A 15,159-nucleotide genomic window follows, 5' to 3' on the forward strand; every position below is an offset into this window, starting at 1 on the left:
TGTTCTGGGCTTGGCAAGGCGTTACCGGAAATTGGTCGGCATCGGCGCACCTGCTATTCCGCCGCCAGCCGCAACAGTTCGTCGCGCAGTCTGAGCGCGAGTGGCGACAGCGGGCGCCGCTTGAGGCAGAGCAGGTAATAGGGCGACACGCTTAGCTGATGGTGCATCCGCAGGATCTTGAAGCTCGCATTCACCGGCGCGCGGATCAGCAGTTGCGCGACCTCTTCCGAGACCGAGGCGACCGCGTCGCTCTGCGCGAGATAGGCGATGGTGAACAGAAGCGAGGGGCTGTTCACGCAGTCGCGCGGCTCGGACAGGCCGAGCGCGGCGAAAGCCTCGAAGGTGGCCTCCCGGATCGGCGCGCCGCGCTGCTGCATGATCCATTCATACTCGCCCAGCTCGGTCATCGTCACGATGGGCGCGCGCGCCAGCGGGTGATCGGAGCGCACGAGGAAGACGACCTTCTCGTCGCGCATCGGCGTGATGTCGAACAGCGCGCTGTCGAATTCGGGCAGAACCCGGGCGAGGATGAAATCCATCTCCCCCGCCGCGAGATAGCCCAGAAGATCGCGCGAAGGCAGAACCTCCACGGAGATGTCGGTCTCGGGCGAGGCGCGCTTGATCGCGCGGATCGCGGGCACGAGATAGCCCACCGCCGGTCCGGTCACCGCGCCGATCCGCACCCGCCCGGCGTGGCCGTGGCGCAGCGCCTCGATGTCGGAGCTCATGCTCTCCAGTTCGCGCAGAACCGCGCGGGCGCGGCGCAGGACGGTGAGCCCGATCTCGGTCGGCTCCATCCCGGTGGGCAGACGGTTGAAGAGGGGGGCGCCGACGCGGCGCTCCACCTCGGCCAGCATCCGCGACGCGGCCGGCTGGGTCATCGCGCAGCTTTCGGCGGCGAGTTGCAACTGGCCGGATTCAGCGACGGCGCGGATCAGGCGCAGCTGCGCCGGTTTCAACATCAGGTGGGAAAGTGACATATCAATATTGGTATGCAGATCGCGTTGAATGTAATTTTATCATCATGCACCGACATTGCTAGTGTCTCTTCCACGCCCGGTATCGGGCTGCGCGAGGAGATCGACGGGCCGCGCACCGTCATAGGGAGGACACCATGAAAATCAAAACCGCCGCCGCAGCGCTGGCGATCGGCACCGCATTGCTCGGGACCGGAGCCTGGGCCGAAACTGTCGGCATCTCGATGCCCACCAAATCGTCGGCCCGCTGGATTTCCGACGGCAACTCGATGGTCGAGCAGTTCCAGGCCGCAGGCTACGACACCGATCTGCAATACGCCGAAGACGACATTCCGAACCAGCTCGCCCAGGTCGAGAACATGATCACCAAGGGCGTGGACGTTCTGGTGATCGCCGCGATCGACGGCACCACACTGTCGAACGCGCTGGCCAACGCGAAGGCCGCCGATATCAAGGTCATCGCGTACGACCGCCTGATCCGCGACACCCCGGATGTCGACTATTACGCGACCTTCGACAACTTCAAGGTCGGCGTTGAGCAGGCCAATTCGCTGGTGCAGGGCCTCGAAGAGCGTTTCCCCGATCAGAAGCCGTGGAATGTCGAGCTGTTCGGCGGCTCGCCGGACGACAACAACGCCTATTTCTTCTACAACGGCGCGATGTCGGTGCTGCAGCCGCTCATCGACTCGGGTGATATTGTCATCCCCTCGGGCCAGATGGGCATGGACACGGTCGGCACGCTGCGCTGGGACGGTGCGGTCGCACAGGCGCGCATGGATAATCTGCTCTCGGCCAACTACACCGACAAGAAGGTGCAAGGGGTTCTGTCTCCCTATGACGGGCTGTCGATCGGCATTCTGTCCTCGCTCAAGGGCGTGGGCTACGGGTCCGGCGACATGAAGATGCCGATCGTCACCGGTCAGGACGCCGAGATCCCTTCGGTGAAATCGATCCTCGCGGGCGAGCAGTATTCGACCATCTTCAAGGACACCCGCGAACTGGCGAAAGTCACCGTCGGTATGGTCAACGCGATGCTCAAGGGCGGCGAGCCCGAGATCAACGACACCGAGACCTATGACAATGGCGTCAAGGTGATCCCGTCCTTCCTGCTCCAGCCGGTGCCGGTGGACAAATCGAACTGGGAAAAGGTTCTGATCGACTCCGGTTACTACACCAAAGATCAGATCGAGTAAGCCGGGCCTGCCCCGACTTGCCACGCTGGCCGCCCTTCGGGGCGGCCAATTCCCCCCGATTTGACGCCGGAGAGGTCGGATGACCACCCTTCTTGAAATGCGCAACATCACCAAGACCTTTCCTGGTGTGAAAGCGCTCGACGACGTCTCGATCGCGGTCCGCGAGGGCGAAATCCACGCGATCTGCGGCGAGAACGGCGCGGGAAAATCGACCCTGATGAAAGTGCTCTCAGGCGTCTATCCCGCAGGCAGCTATGAGGGCGAGATCGTCTATGACGGCGCCGCTGCCGAATTCCGCGACATCCGCGACAGCGAGGATCGCGGCATCATCATCATTCACCAGGAGCTGGCGCTCGTGCCGCTTCTGTCGATTGCCGAGAACATCTACCTCGGCAATGAACGCGCCCAGAGCGGCGTGATCAACTGGCAGGAAACCTTTCAGCAAACCGAGGGCCTGCTGAAGAAGGTCGGGCTGCGAGAGGCGCCCGGAACGCTGGTCGACAGCCTCGGCGTGGGCAAGCAGCAGCTTGTCGAGATCGCGAAGGCTTTGTCGAAGAACGTGCGCCTGCTGATCCTCGACGAGCCGACTGCGGCTCTGTCGGAATCCGACAGCCAGGCGCTCCTCGATCTGCTGCTGGAGCTGAAGGCGCAGGGCGTGACCTCGATCATCATCAGCCACAAGCTGAACGAGGTGAAGCGCGTGGCCGACAGCGTGACCGTGATCCGCGACGGGGCCACGATCTCCACCATTGACGCGCGCGGCGGCGATCTTACCGAAGACCGCATCGTGCGCGACATGGTGGGCCGCGACATGGCGCATCGCTTCCCCGACCGGGAACGGCGCGCGGGCGAGGTGCTGTTCGAGCTGAAGAACTGGAACGTGCGCCACCCCGAACACCGCGACCGCCAGATGATCCGCGACCTGTCGATGCATGTCCGCGCGGGAGAAGTTGTGGGCATCGCGGGGCTGATGGGCTCGGGCCGCACGGAACTTGCCATGAGCGTCTTCGGGCGCAGCTACGGGCGCGACATCTCGGGCGAGGTGCTGATCCACGGCAAGCCCGCCGATGTCTCGACCGTCGACCGCGCCATCGCGGCTGGGCTCGCCTATGTCACAGAGGACCGCAAGAGCCTCGGGCTGATCCTCGAGGAGACCATTCAGCGCAACACCACGCTGGCCAATCTCGGCGCGGTGGCGAAGAACGGCGTTGTCGAGGATTATCGCGAAACCGAGGTGGCCGAGAAATACCGCCGCGACCTCAATATCCGCACGCCTTCGGTGTTCCAGAAGGTGATGAACCTCTCGGGCGGCAACCAGCAGAAGGTCGTGCTCGCGAAATGGCTCTTTACCGAGCCGGAGGTGCTGATCCTCGACGAGCCGACGCGCGGCATCGATGTCGGTGCGAAATACGAAATCTACGGGATCATCAACGAACTGAGCGCGGCCGGGAAGGCCGTCATCATGATCTCTTCGGAGATGCCGGAGCTCCTGGGCATGTCTGACCGGATCTATGTGATGAACGAGGGCAGTTTCGTGGGCGACTTGAACGCCGACGAGGCCAGCCAGGAGCGCATCATGTCCTTGATCGTTAGGGAATAGGAAAAGTCATGGACCAGATCGAACAAGCGAATTCCGAGCCCTCCGGTGGCCTTGGGATCGGCGCCTATATCGCGCGCCACATCCGCGAATACGGACTGCTGTTTGCGTTGATCGCGATCATGCTGTTCTTCCAGATCGTGACGGGCGGCACGCTGCTCAAACCGGTCAACATCACCAACCTGTTCCTGCAGAACAGCTACATCATCATCATGGCCTTGGGCATGCTGCTGGTGATCGTGGGGGGCAATATTGACCTCTCAGTCGGCTCGGTGATGGGCTTTATCGGGGCCTTCGCCGCCGTGCTGATCGTATCGATGGACCTGCCGGTCGCGGTGGCGATCCCGGCGTGCCTCGTCATGGGCATGGCGATCGGCGCGGTGCAGGGTTATTTCGTGGCCTATTGGAAAATCCCGTCCTTCATCGTGACGCTGGCGGGGATGCTGGTGTTCCGCGGGCTGTCGCTCTGGCTGCTCGAAGGACAGTCCATCGGCCCGTTCCCGAAATCGTTCCAGGCGCTCTCGACCGGGTTCATCGCTGACCCGTTCGGCGTGGGCCGCCCCAATTCGCTGGCGCTGGCAGTGGGTGTCGCCGCGGTCGTGCTGCTGGTGTGGCTTGGCGTCCGTGCGCGCTCCCGCGATGCGCGCTACGGGATCGAGGGTGAACCCCTTGGCCTCTTCGTGCTGCGCAACGCCATCGTCGCGGCAGCCCTTCTCTTCGTGACATGGAAGCTCGCATGGTTCCGCGGCCTGCCCAACGTGCTGCTGTCGATGGTGATCCTGACGATCATCTACGTCTTCGTGACCGAACGCACCACGCTGGGCCGCCGGGTCTACGCGGTGGGCGGCAATGCGAAGGCTGCCAAGCTGTCGGGCATCCGCACCGAGCGGCTGACCTTCCTGACCTTCGTGAACATGGGCCTGCTGGCCGCGCTCGCCGGTCTCGTCTTCGCCGCGCGTCTGAACACCGCGACCCCGAAAGCGGGCTTCGCGGTGGAGCTCGACGTGATCGCGGCGGTCTTCATCGGCGGTGCTTCGATGTCGGGCGGCTCGGGCAAGATCATCGGCGCGGTCGTCGGCGCCTTCATCATGGGCGTGATGAATAACGGCATGTCGATCCTCGGGATTGGCATCGATTACCAACAGGTCATCAAGGGGCTCGTGCTGCTCGCCGCCGTCTTCTTCGATGTCTACAACAAGAACAAGGAAGCCTGAGATGTTGCTCTCGCAATTGACCCTTGCCGACGGATCGCGCGCCGTGGCCGTGCGTGAAGACGGCCCCGCGCATCTGGTGCCGGGTGTCTCCACCACGCGCGATCTGGCGCTGGCCGCCATCGCCGCCGGACATGATCTGGCTGCCGAGATCGCCGCGCGCGGGCAGGGGGACGAGGTGGACCTGGAGGCCGCCTATGCCGAGGGGCGCATGCTGGTGCCGCTCGATCATCCCGATGCCGCGCATCTGCATCTGACCGGGACGGGGCTGACCCATCTGGGCTCCGCCTCCACCCGCGACGCGATGCACACCAAGGTCACCGAGGAGATGACCGACAGCATGAAAATGTTCCGCATGGGGCTGGAGGGCGGCAAGCCCGCCGCTGGCTCCGTGGGTGTGCAGCCCGAGTGGTTCTACAAGGGCAACGGTCTGGCGGCAGTCGCGCCGGGCGCTGCGCTGACCTCGCCGAACTTCGCGCTCGATGGTGGCGAGGAACCGGAGGTCGCGGGGCTCTACGTCATCGCGCCCGACGGGCAGCCGGTCCGCGTGGGCTTCGCGCTGGGCAACGAGTTCTCCGACCACGTCACCGAGCGCGGGAACTACCTGTGGCTCGCCCATTCCAAGCTGCGCCCGGCGAGCTTTGGTCCCGAGATGCTGGTGGGCGATCTGCCCGACAGCGTAGAGGGCACCAGCCGCATCCTGCGCGGTGGAAAGACGGTCTGGGAAAAGCCATTCCTCTCGGGCGAGGCGAACATGTCCCACACGATCGCCAATCTCGAGCATCACCACTTCAAATACGCGCCCTTCCGCGATCCGGGCGATGTGCATGTGCATTTCTTCGGCACCGCCACGCTCAGCTTCGCCGACGGGATCAGCGCCGAGCCGGGGGACGTCTTCGAGATCGAATGCCCACAGTTCGGTCTCGCGCTCCGCAATCCGCTCGCCCGCAATTCCGACGCGTCGGCCCCCGTGGCCGTCGCCAGCCTCTGAGGTCCGACATGGCTTTCACCCCCGCCCCCTGGCCCCGCAAACTGCGCTCGCAGGAATGGTATGGCGGCAATACGCGCGACACGATCTACCACCGCGGCTGGCTGAAGAACCAAGGCTATCCGCATGACCTGTTCGACGGTCGCCCGATCATCGGCATCCTGAACACATGGTCCGATCTGACGCCCTGTAACGGCCACCTGCGCGAGCTGGCCGAGAAGGTAAAGGCGGGCATCTGGGAGGCCGGTGGCTTCCCGGTCGAAGTGCCGGTCTTCTCGGCCTCCGAGAACACCTTCCGCCCGACCGCGATGATGTTTCGCAATCTCGCGGCCCTCGCGATCGAAGAGACCATCCGTGGCCAGCCGATGGACGGGGCGGTGCTGCTGGTGGGCTGCGACAAGACCACGCCATCGCTGATGATGGCGGCGGCGAGCTGCGATATCCCCTCGATCGTCGTGACCGGCGGGCCGATGCTGAACGGCTATTTCCGGGGCGAGCGGGTGGGCTCGGGCACGCATCTGTGGAAATTCTCCGAAGCCGTGAAAGCGGGCGAGATGACGCAGGAAGAGTTCCTCGAAGCCGAAGCCTCGATGTCGCGCTCCTCGGGCACCTGCAACACGATGGGCACGGCAAGCACGATGGCGAGCATGGCCGAAGCGCTCGGCATGGCGCTGTCGGGCAATGCCGCGATCCCGGCGGTGGATAGCCGCCGCCGCGTGATGGCGCAGCTTTCGGGGCGGCGCATCGTGCAGATGGTGAAGGACGATCTGAAGCCCTCCGACATCATGACCAAGCAGGCCTTCGAGAACGCGATCCGCACCAATGGCGCGATCGGCGGCTCGACCAATGCGGTGGTGCATCTGCTGGCGCTGGCGGGCCGGGTCGGCGTGGATGTCACGCTCGACGACTGGGACCGCTGCGGGCGCGATGTGAAGACCATCGTGAACCTGATGCCGTCGGGCAAATACCTGATGGAGGAATTCTTCTACGCGGGCGGTCTGCCGGTCGTACTGAAGCGTCTCGGCGAGGCGGGGCAGCTGCACAAGGACGCGCTGACCGTGTCGGGCGGGGCGATCTGGGACGAGGTCAAGGACGTCGTGAACTGGAACGAGGACGTGATCCTGCCAGCCGACAAGCCGCTGACCGATCAGGGCGGCATCGCGGTGCTGCGCGGCAATCTCGCGCCGAAAGGGGCGGTGCTCAAACCCTCCGCCGCGAGCCCGCATCTTCTGACCCACCGTGGGCGCGCCGTCGTCTTCGAGGATATCGATGACTACAAGGCGAAGATCAACGACGACGCGCTCGATATCGACGAGACCTGCGTGATGGTGCTGAAGAATTGCGGCCCCAAGGGCTATCCCGGCATGTCCGAGGTGGGCAATATGGGCCTGCCGCCGAAAGTGCTGAAGAAGGGCATCACCGACATGGTGCGGATCTCGGATGCGCGGATGTCGGGGACGGCTTACGGCACGGTCGTGCTGCACACCTCGCCCGAGGCCGCCGCCGGTGGTCCGCTGGCGGTCGTGCAGAACGGCGACATGATCGCGCTCGACGTGCCGAACCGCAGCCTGACGCTCGAAATCTCGGACGCGGAACTGGCCGAGCGGCTTGCCAAGTGGCAGCCGAGCCATGAGCGGCCGGAAAGTGGCTATGCGTGGCTGCATCAGGCGCATGTGATGGGCGCGGATACCGGGGCGGACCTCGATTTCCTCGTCGGCTGCCGCGGCAACCCGGTCGGAAAGGACAGTCACTGATGAAACTCGCGCTCGTCGGCATCGGCAAGATCGCCTTGGATCAACACGTGCCCGCCATCTCCGCCAGCCCGGATTGGGAACTGGCAGCGACGGTTTCGCGACATGGCACGGTCGAGGGGGTGCCAGCCTACACCCGGATCGAGGAGATGCTCTCCTCCCATCCCGAAATCGAAGTTGTGAGCCTCTGCCTGCCGCCCGTGCCGCGCTTCCTCGCGGCGCGTGCAGCTCTTGAGGCCGGGCGGCATGTCATGCTCGAAAAGCCGCCCGGCGCGACCCTGGCCGAGGTGCATACGCTCGAGGCGATGGCCGCCGCGCGGTGCCTCACGCTGTTCGCGACATGGCATTCGCGCATGGCCCATGCGGTGGCGGCCGCCAAATCATGGCTCGCGGATCGCAAGGTTCACTCGGGCCGGATCATCTGGCGCGAGGACGTGCGCAAATGGCATCCCGGGCAGGAATGGGTGTTCGAGCCCGGTGGCATGGGCGTCTTCGATCCGGGCATCAACGCACTCTCGATCCTGACCGAAATTCTTCCCGCCCCGGTTCACCTTACGGCGGCAGAGCTGGAATTTCCCGCCAACCGGCAGGCCCCCATCGCCGCGCGGCTGAGCTTCACCGGCTCCATCGAGGCGGATTTCGACTGGCGTCAGGAAGGCCCGCAGACCTGGGATATCGAGATCGACACCGATGCCGGGGCGATGGCGCTGCGTTTGGGCGGCAATGTGCTTGAGATCGGCGGTACGAAAGCCGAGGGTGCCGAGAGCATCATGGAAGAATACCCCGCGCTCTACGCCCGCATGGCAGGGCTGGTGCGGCAAGGCGCATCCGATGTGGATCTTGCGCCGATGGTGCATGTGGCCGATGCGTTCCTGCTGGGCCGCCGCACCGCTGTTGAAGACTTCGAATTCTGAAGGATACCGAAATGACCTATACCCCGCATGGCAAGCATCTGATCGCAGGCGACTGGATCGAGACCGAGCCGAAATTCACATCGGAGCCTGTCGAAGGGCCGTCGCATGAGTTCTGCATGGGTACGGTCGAGATGGTGAATGCTGCCTGCGAGGCGGCGGAGGAGGCGTTCTGGGACTATGGCTATTCGAGCCGCGAGACCCGGGCGACATTCCTCGACACCATCGCCGACGAGATTGACGCCCGCGGCGAGGCGATCACCGAGATCGGGACGCAGGAAAGCGGTCTGCCCGAGGCGCGCCTGAACGGCGAGCGCGGCCGAACCGTTGGCCAGTTGCGCCTCTTTGCCGATCATATCCGAAAGGGCGATTACCTCGACCGGCGTCACGATGAAGCACTCCCCGACCGCCAGCCGCTGCCGCGCCCCGATCTGCGGATGATCCAGCGTCCGATCGGCCCCGTCGCGGTCTTCGGCGCGTCGAACTTCCCGCTGGCCTTCTCGACCGCGGGCGGCGACACAGCCGCGGCGCTCGCGGCGGGCTGCCCGGTCGTCGTGAAGGGCCATCCGGCGCATCCCGGCACCGGCGAGATCGTGGCCGAAGCGATCAAGGCCGCGGCCGAGAAATGCAACATGCCCAAGGGCGTGTTCAGCCTCGTCCAGGGTGGCTCGCATGATGTGGGGCAGGCGCTGGTGCAGCACCCGCGGATAAAGGCCGTGGGCTTCACCGGATCGCTGGCGGGCGGCAAGGCGCTCTACGATCTGTGCGCCCAGCGTCCCGAGCCGATCCCGTTCTTCGGCGAGCTGGGCTCGGTCAACCCGATGTTCCTGCTGCCCGAAGCGACTTCGGCGCGCGGCGAGGATCTGGGCGTCGGCTGGGCAGCCTCGCTCACCATGGGCGCGGGCCAGTTCTGCACCAATCCCGGCATCGCGGTGGTGATGGAGGGCGACGCGGGTGAAGCCTTCGTCAGATCCGCGCTGGCCGCCCTCGAGGCGAGCGGCGCGCAGGTCATGCTGACCGACGGCATCGCCGAAGCCTATCGCAAGGGCGCGGCGCGGATGCAGGAAGCCGGCGGCGTGCAGGAGCTGCTGACCCAGGTCTGCGACCGGCGCGAGGCGAAGCCCTACCTGTTCCGCGTCTCCGCCGCCGACTGGCTGGAGAACGCGGCTCTCTCCGAGGAGGTGTTCGGCCCGCTCGGCCTGATCGTGACCGTCAAGGATGCCGACGAAATGGTGAAGGTCGCACGCAGCTTCGAGGGCCAGCTGACCGCGACCTTGCAGATGGATGACGCCGACGCCGATCTCGCACGCCGCCTGCTGCCGGTGCTCGAGCGCAAGGCGGGCCGGGTGCTGGCGAACGGCTTCCCCACCGGTGTCGAAGTCTGCGACGCGATGGTGCATGGCGGGCCGTATCCGGCATCGACAAATTTCGGCGCGACCAGCGTCGGCACGCTCTCGATCAGACGCTTCCTGCGCCCGGTCTGCTATCAGAACATCCCCGAGGCGCTGTTGCCCGAAGACCTTCGGGGCTGAGCAGGCCCGCCGGTTCGGGCGGGGCTTCGCGAAATGGCATTCGGCCCGGCGAGCAGATCGCCGGGCCGAATGTCGTTCGGATGCGCAGGTAGTTCTTTGCTTGGGCTTGGGTCTTCAAGGCCGGCGTTGGTAAAGGACCGCGATCAGACGCGCCCGGGGCGCTATGCCATTGAAATGCAAAGGTGAGGGAGACGAAGCGGGACCGCGTGGCTCTGCCGCTCTCGCGGAATTTGGGCCGACCAATCGCCTGGCCGAAACCCGGCAGGCATAACTGGAATGTGTGATGGCGGAGACGAAGGGATTCGAACCCTCGAGACCCTTCCGGGCCTACTCCCTTAGCAGGGGAGCGCCTTCGACCACTCGGCCACGTCTCCGCGGACCCGTATAGGGATCGTCTCGGGGGGAGACAAGCGGTTTTTCGACGGAATTTCTGGTGGTTTGCGATTTCTCTCGTGTGGGGCCGAACGGGCGCGGGTGGGGCGCGCGGCTCGGCGTCGGGCAGGGCGCTGGCCCTCATGAAAAACGCGCGCGAGAGGGCTCGCGCGCGTTTCATTGTCTTGGCTCGTGGTTGGCTCTAGCGCGTCGTCTCGCCGCGCCGGCGCACCACCACGTCGACCGTGATCGACGCGAGCAGCACCGCCGCCGTCGCCATCAGCTGCACCGCCGCCGGCAGACCCAGAAGCGCCATGCCGTTGACGATTGCCGCGATCACGACGCCGCCGAGGATCGCGTGTATCGGATGGCCGCGCCCGCCGAACAGCGAGGTGCCGCCGATCACTGCGGTCGCGACGACATAGAGCACGATCGTGCCGCCGTCGAAGCTGGTGGAGATCGAGCGCAGGCGCGAGGCGTAGATGATGCCGCCCAGACCCGCCGTCGTCGCCGCCAGCGTAAAGGCTGCGGTCCGGATCAGGCGCAGGTTGATGCCCGCCCGGCGCGCAGCCTCGGCATTGCCGCCGATTGCGAGGACATAGCGGCCGAACTTGAGCCGTCCCAGCAGGAAGGACCATGCCAGCAGCACCGCGAAGACGATCGGGATCACCCAGGGCATCCCCGAGAGCGGGAAGCGTGCGACGCCGCGGTTCATGTTCGAGATCGTCACCAGCACGATACCCGCGATCACGGCCGCGGCGATCTTCGCGATGGTGAGGCCCATCGGCGGAGCGACGAGGCCGCTCTTGCGACGTTTCGCATCCTTGCTGAAGGTGAGGATCGCGAAGACGAGAACCACGACGCCGGTCATCAGCCAGCCCATCAGCGGGCTCAGCGTGCCATTGGCGAAGTTGTTGATCGTGTCACTCGCGACAGGGATTGTCCCCCCGGCGCCCAGCAGTTGGATCATCAGACCGTTGAAGCCCAGAAGGCCCGCCAGCGTGACGACGAAAGAGGGCAGTTTCAGGCGCGTGATCAGCGAGCCCTGGAAGATGCCCAGAACCGCCGGCACCGCCAGACCTGCCAGAACCGCCGCCCACCAGGGCCAGTCGGAGCCCGGTGCCACCAGCAGTGTCGCTACTGTCGCCCCGATCCCGGCCACGAAGCCGAGCGAAAGGTCGATCTCGCCCAGCAAGAGGACAAAAACCTGTCCCATCCCGATCATCATGAAGACCGAGCCCTGGACGAGCAGGTTCACGATGTTCCCCGGCGAGAGGAATTTCGGGTTCTGCAGTTGGAAGATCAGCGAGATCAGCACGAAGCCCAGAAGCACCGGGAGCACGCCGCTTTCGCCTGCCTTGATCTTCGCCCAGGTGCGCGAGAGGTAGCTCGAGAAGCTCTGATCCTCGGTCGTGGCGCCCACCACGGCAGAGGGGCCGCTTTCGCCCGATGCCTCGCGTTGCGCCGCGACGTCCTTGGCGTTCTCTGCCGCGATCGAGGCGGCGGCGCGCATCGCGCCCGGCTCGACCACATGGTCGGATTTGCCCGTGGTCATCAGCTCGACCACGCGCTGGGTGTCGTATTCCTCGATCGGGCCCTGGCTGACCATCTCGCCCAGACGCAGGATCGCGATCCGGTCGGAAACTGCGAAGACGTCGTTGAGGTTGTGCGAGATCATCACCACCGCGAGGCCCTGATCGGCGAGGCGACGCACGAGTTGCAGCACCTGACCGGTCTGGGCCACGCCGAGCGCCGCCGTGGGCTCGTCGAGGATCACCAGTTTGGAATTCCACATCACGGCCTTGGCGACCGCGATCGATTGCCGCTGACCGCCCGACAGCGCCGAGACCGGCGCGCGGATCGAGCGCAGCGTGGTCACGCGCAAGCCTTGCAGCGTCTCTGCCGCGGCGCGCTCCATCGCGTCCTCGTCGAGCATCCCGTTGGTCAGGATCTCGCGCCCCAAGAACATGTTCTGCACGACGTCGAGATTGTCGCACAGCGCGAGGTCCTGATAGACGACCTCGATGCCCAGCTCCGCACTGTCGCGCGGCGAGCGGACGCGGACCTCGTTGCCTTCCCACTCGATCACGCCGCCATCGGCTTCATGGATGCCGGCGATGGTTTTCGTCAGCACGGATTTGCCCGCGCCATTGTCACCGACCAGTGCCGTCACCTCGCCGGGGCGCACGTCGAAATCGACCCCGCTGAGCGCCTGCACTGCGCCGAAACTCTTTTCCAGCCCCCGAATGCGGAGGATCGCGTCGCGATCCTCCGCTTGGGACCCGGTGCCGTTGCCCGTGTCCATCATCAGCTATCAGTTCCCGATGCCAGCGGATTTGCACGCGTCAGCCGCGTCGCCCGCACAGAGCTTGGAGGTGTCGACGAAGCCGTCTTTCACGACGGTGTCGGCCATGTTCTCCGGGGTGACCCAGATCGGCTTGAGCAGGATCGAGGGCACGTCCATGCCGCCCTGGCTGTCATTGACCTTGCCGTTGACGAGGCCGTCGGGCGGGTTTTCACCGGCACGCATGTAGAGCGCGAGTGCGGCGGCCGCCTGGGCTTCGAGATAGATCGGCTTGTAGACGGTGCCGCACTGGTAGCCGGTGAGCACGTTCTGCAGGCCGGTGACGGTCGCATCCTGACCGGTGGTCGGGAAGGCTTTCGCCGGCACGTTCAGCGTCTTGAGATAGGAGATGACCGCGTTGGCGTTGTCGTCATTCGGGGTGACGACGGCGTTCATGTCCTGATGCGCGGTGAACTGCTGCTCGAAGGTGGTCCGTGCGACAGACGGGTCCCAGGTGCCCGCGGGCTCGCCCGCATTGGTGTAGCTGCCGTCGTCGAATTTCGGCTGGAGCACCTTCATGTAGCCCTGCTTGAACAGCGTGGCGTTGTTGTCATCGGGGGAGCCCGCCATCACGAGGATATTCGGCTTCTCGATGTTCCAATCGCTCAGGCACTGTTCCATGCCCTTGCCGATCAGCTCGCCGACATATTCGTTGTCGAAGCTGATATAGTAGTCGCGCGAACCGCCAAGCGTGATCCGGTCATAGTCGATGACCGCGACGCCGTGCTCTTTCGCGTATTTCTCGACAGCGGCACCGCCGCCCGAGGAGATCGGGTCGATCAGCAGAACCGTCGCGCCCTGGCTGATATCGGTCTGCGCCTGCGTGAGCTGGTCGGCTTCCGAGCCTTGCGCGTTGGTGATGATCAGGTCGTCCGAGGACAGGCCCGCCGCTTCGAAGGCTTTCTTCAGGTAGGGCTCGTCGAAAGAGGTGTAGCGGGCGGAGCTGGCGGTGTCGGGCAGCAGCACGCCGACCTTGCCTTTGCCCTTGGACGCGATGTCCTTGAGTTGGCTCATGGCCGAGAAGTCGGCGCCGAAGCTGTCGGCGGTGATGTTCTGGGCCTGCGCGGCACCTGCAATCAGGCCGAGCGCGAGAACGCTGGTTCCGGCGAGACGCGCGGCGGTTCCGCACGTCGAGCGACGAATGTTTTTCATTGTAATCCTCCTAAGGCCGGATGGGGTTCCTCCCGGTGGAGCGGGCAACGCCTCACTCCCGCGCGCCGCCCGTGCCGACCTCCGGCAGGACAACGCCGGGACGCGCATCCGGCACGCGCCCCGTTAGCGCCATCATGGAGCGAATTGTTGCTCTGAACAGGGGGCGAAAGCCAAAATTTACTCACGAAACCGTGACGGAACGCAGCGTCGGGAGCCTGATGGGAAATTTGCTGGGGCGGGCAGGTGGCCGCCTCGTGGGCGGAGAGGTGGGCAGAGAGGCAGTCTGGCGGGCCGGATCGTTCGCGTTCCCCGGACGTCTCGCCCGGAGTGGTTGACACCCGCGCGCGCCGATGTATAAGCCCGCCATCCCGGTAACGCGAGTTGCCGGGGTTATTCATTGGTGTTGGTGGACCTCGCAAGAGGAAACCTGTCGCCGGTCGCCGCAAGGCCCGGAGGAGGACAACGCCCTTCGAAACGCTAAAGAAGGAGATCAGCCGTGACCAAACGCACGTCTGCCAAGTACAAAATCGACCGCCGCATGGGCGAGAACATCTGGGGCCGCGCCAAGTCGCCCGTCAACCGTCGTGAATACGGCCCCGGCCAGCACGGTCAGCGCCGCAAGGGCAAACTGTCCGACTTCGGCATCCAGCTCCGCGCCAAGCAGAAGCTCAAGGGCCATTACGGCGACCTGACCGAGAAGCAGTTCCGCCGCATCTACGCCGAAGCCGAGCGTGTGAAGGGCGACACCGGTGAAAACCTGATCGGTCTGCTCGAGCGCCGCCTCGACGCGCTGGTCTACCGCGCCAAATTCGTCCCGACCGTCTTCGCAGCGCGCCAGTTCGTGAACCACGGCCACGTGCTCGTGAACGGCAAGAAAGTGAACATCCCCTCCTATCGCCTGAAAGAAGGCGACGTGGTGGAAGTCCGCGAGAAGTCCAAGCAGATGGCTCTGGTTCTCGAAGCCGTTCAGTCGCCCGAGCGTGACGTTCCGGATTACATCGAAGCCGACCACAACAAACTGACCGCCAAATTTGTGCGCACCCCGGCCCTGTCCGACGTGCCCTTCGCGGTTCAGATGGAGCCGAATCTCGTGGTCGAATTCTACGCGAAGAACTGATCTCTCAGTCTTCG

11 protein-coding genes and 1 tRNA gene are annotated in these 15,159 nt (G+C 65.0%); 8 read left to right on the plus strand and 4 right to left on the minus strand.

Features of this window, described 5'->3' with window-relative positions:
- Positions 1-53: 53 nt before the first annotated feature.
- Positions 54-980, minus strand: coding sequence for a LysR family transcriptional regulator (locus B6V72_RS00370; RefSeq protein ID WP_075777066.1), 927 nt, complete (start codon positions 978-980; stop codon positions 54-56).
- A gap of 134 nt (positions 981-1,114) precedes the next feature.
- Here B6V72_RS00370 and chvE point away from each other — a divergent pair, with 134 nt between their 5' ends.
- From chvE to B6V72_RS00405, 7 genes are all read left to right on the plus strand, one after another.
- The gene (gene chvE / locus B6V72_RS00375) at positions 1,115-2,170 is read left to right on the plus strand and encodes a multiple monosaccharide ABC transporter substrate-binding protein (protein WP_075777067.1); all 1,056 of its coding nucleotides are present in this window, start codon (positions 1,115-1,117) and stop codon (positions 2,168-2,170) included.
- A 79-nt stretch (positions 2,171-2,249) separates the two neighbouring features.
- Positions 2,250-3,770: a multiple monosaccharide ABC transporter ATP-binding protein gene (gene mmsA, locus B6V72_RS00380; RefSeq protein WP_088734133.1), complete on the plus strand. Its 1,521-nt coding sequence runs from the start codon at positions 2,250-2,252 to the stop codon at positions 3,768-3,770.
- Positions 3,771-3,778: 8 nt separating this feature from the next.
- Complete coding sequence (gene mmsB / locus B6V72_RS00385; RefSeq protein ID WP_075777069.1) at positions 3,779-4,981, plus strand: multiple monosaccharide ABC transporter permease; 1,203 nt, start codon at positions 3,779-3,781, stop codon at positions 4,979-4,981.
- 1 nt (position 4,982) lies between these two features.
- The gene (gene araD1 / locus B6V72_RS00390) at positions 4,983-5,969 is read left to right on the plus strand and encodes an AraD1 family protein (protein ID WP_088724458.1); all 987 of its coding nucleotides are present in this window, start codon (positions 4,983-4,985) and stop codon (positions 5,967-5,969) included.
- A gap of 8 nt (positions 5,970-5,977) precedes the next feature.
- Positions 5,978-7,720, plus strand: a complete 1,743-nt coding sequence (gene araD, locus B6V72_RS00395; protein WP_088734135.1) for an L-arabinonate dehydratase — start codon at positions 5,978-5,980, stop codon at positions 7,718-7,720.
- A complete protein-coding gene (locus tag B6V72_RS00400) occupies positions 7,720-8,631 on the plus strand; it encodes a Gfo/Idh/MocA family oxidoreductase (protein WP_088734137.1) in 912 nt (303 codons plus the stop codon). Before araD ends, B6V72_RS00400 begins: the two co-directional genes overlap by 1 nt.
- A gap of 11 nt (positions 8,632-8,642) precedes the next feature.
- A complete protein-coding gene (locus B6V72_RS00405; protein WP_088734139.1) occupies positions 8,643-10,160 on the plus strand; it encodes an aldehyde dehydrogenase (NADP(+)) in 1,518 nt (505 codons plus the stop codon).
- Positions 10,161-10,444: 284 nt separating this feature from the next.
- On the opposite strand, the gene B6V72_RS00410 is transcribed toward B6V72_RS00405, so the two are convergent.
- From B6V72_RS00410 to B6V72_RS00420, 3 genes are all read right to left on the minus strand, one after another.
- A tRNA-Ser gene (locus tag B6V72_RS00410) sits at positions 10,445-10,534 on the minus strand.
- A 200-nt stretch (positions 10,535-10,734) separates the two neighbouring features.
- Positions 10,735-12,840, minus strand: a complete 2,106-nt coding sequence (locus B6V72_RS00415) for an ATP-binding cassette domain-containing protein (RefSeq protein WP_088718414.1) — start codon at positions 12,838-12,840, stop codon at positions 10,735-10,737.
- A gap of 6 nt (positions 12,841-12,846) precedes the next feature.
- Positions 12,847-14,028 (minus strand): substrate-binding domain-containing protein, encoded by a 1,182-nt coding sequence (locus B6V72_RS00420; protein ID WP_075775100.1) that lies wholly within the window; start codon positions 14,026-14,028, stop codon positions 12,847-12,849.
- Between the two features lie 496 nt (positions 14,029-14,524).
- Between B6V72_RS00420 and rpsD the strand changes: the two genes are divergently transcribed.
- Positions 14,525-15,145, plus strand: coding sequence for a 30S ribosomal protein S4 (rpsD, locus tag B6V72_RS00425; RefSeq protein WP_075775099.1), 621 nt, complete (start codon positions 14,525-14,527; stop codon positions 15,143-15,145).
- Positions 15,146-15,159: the final 14 nt, after the last annotated feature.

Source organism: Thioclava sp. F34-6 (assembly GCF_002213235.1).
Taxonomy (GTDB): domain Bacteria; phylum Pseudomonadota; class Alphaproteobacteria; order Rhodobacterales; family Rhodobacteraceae; genus Thioclava; species Thioclava nitratireducens.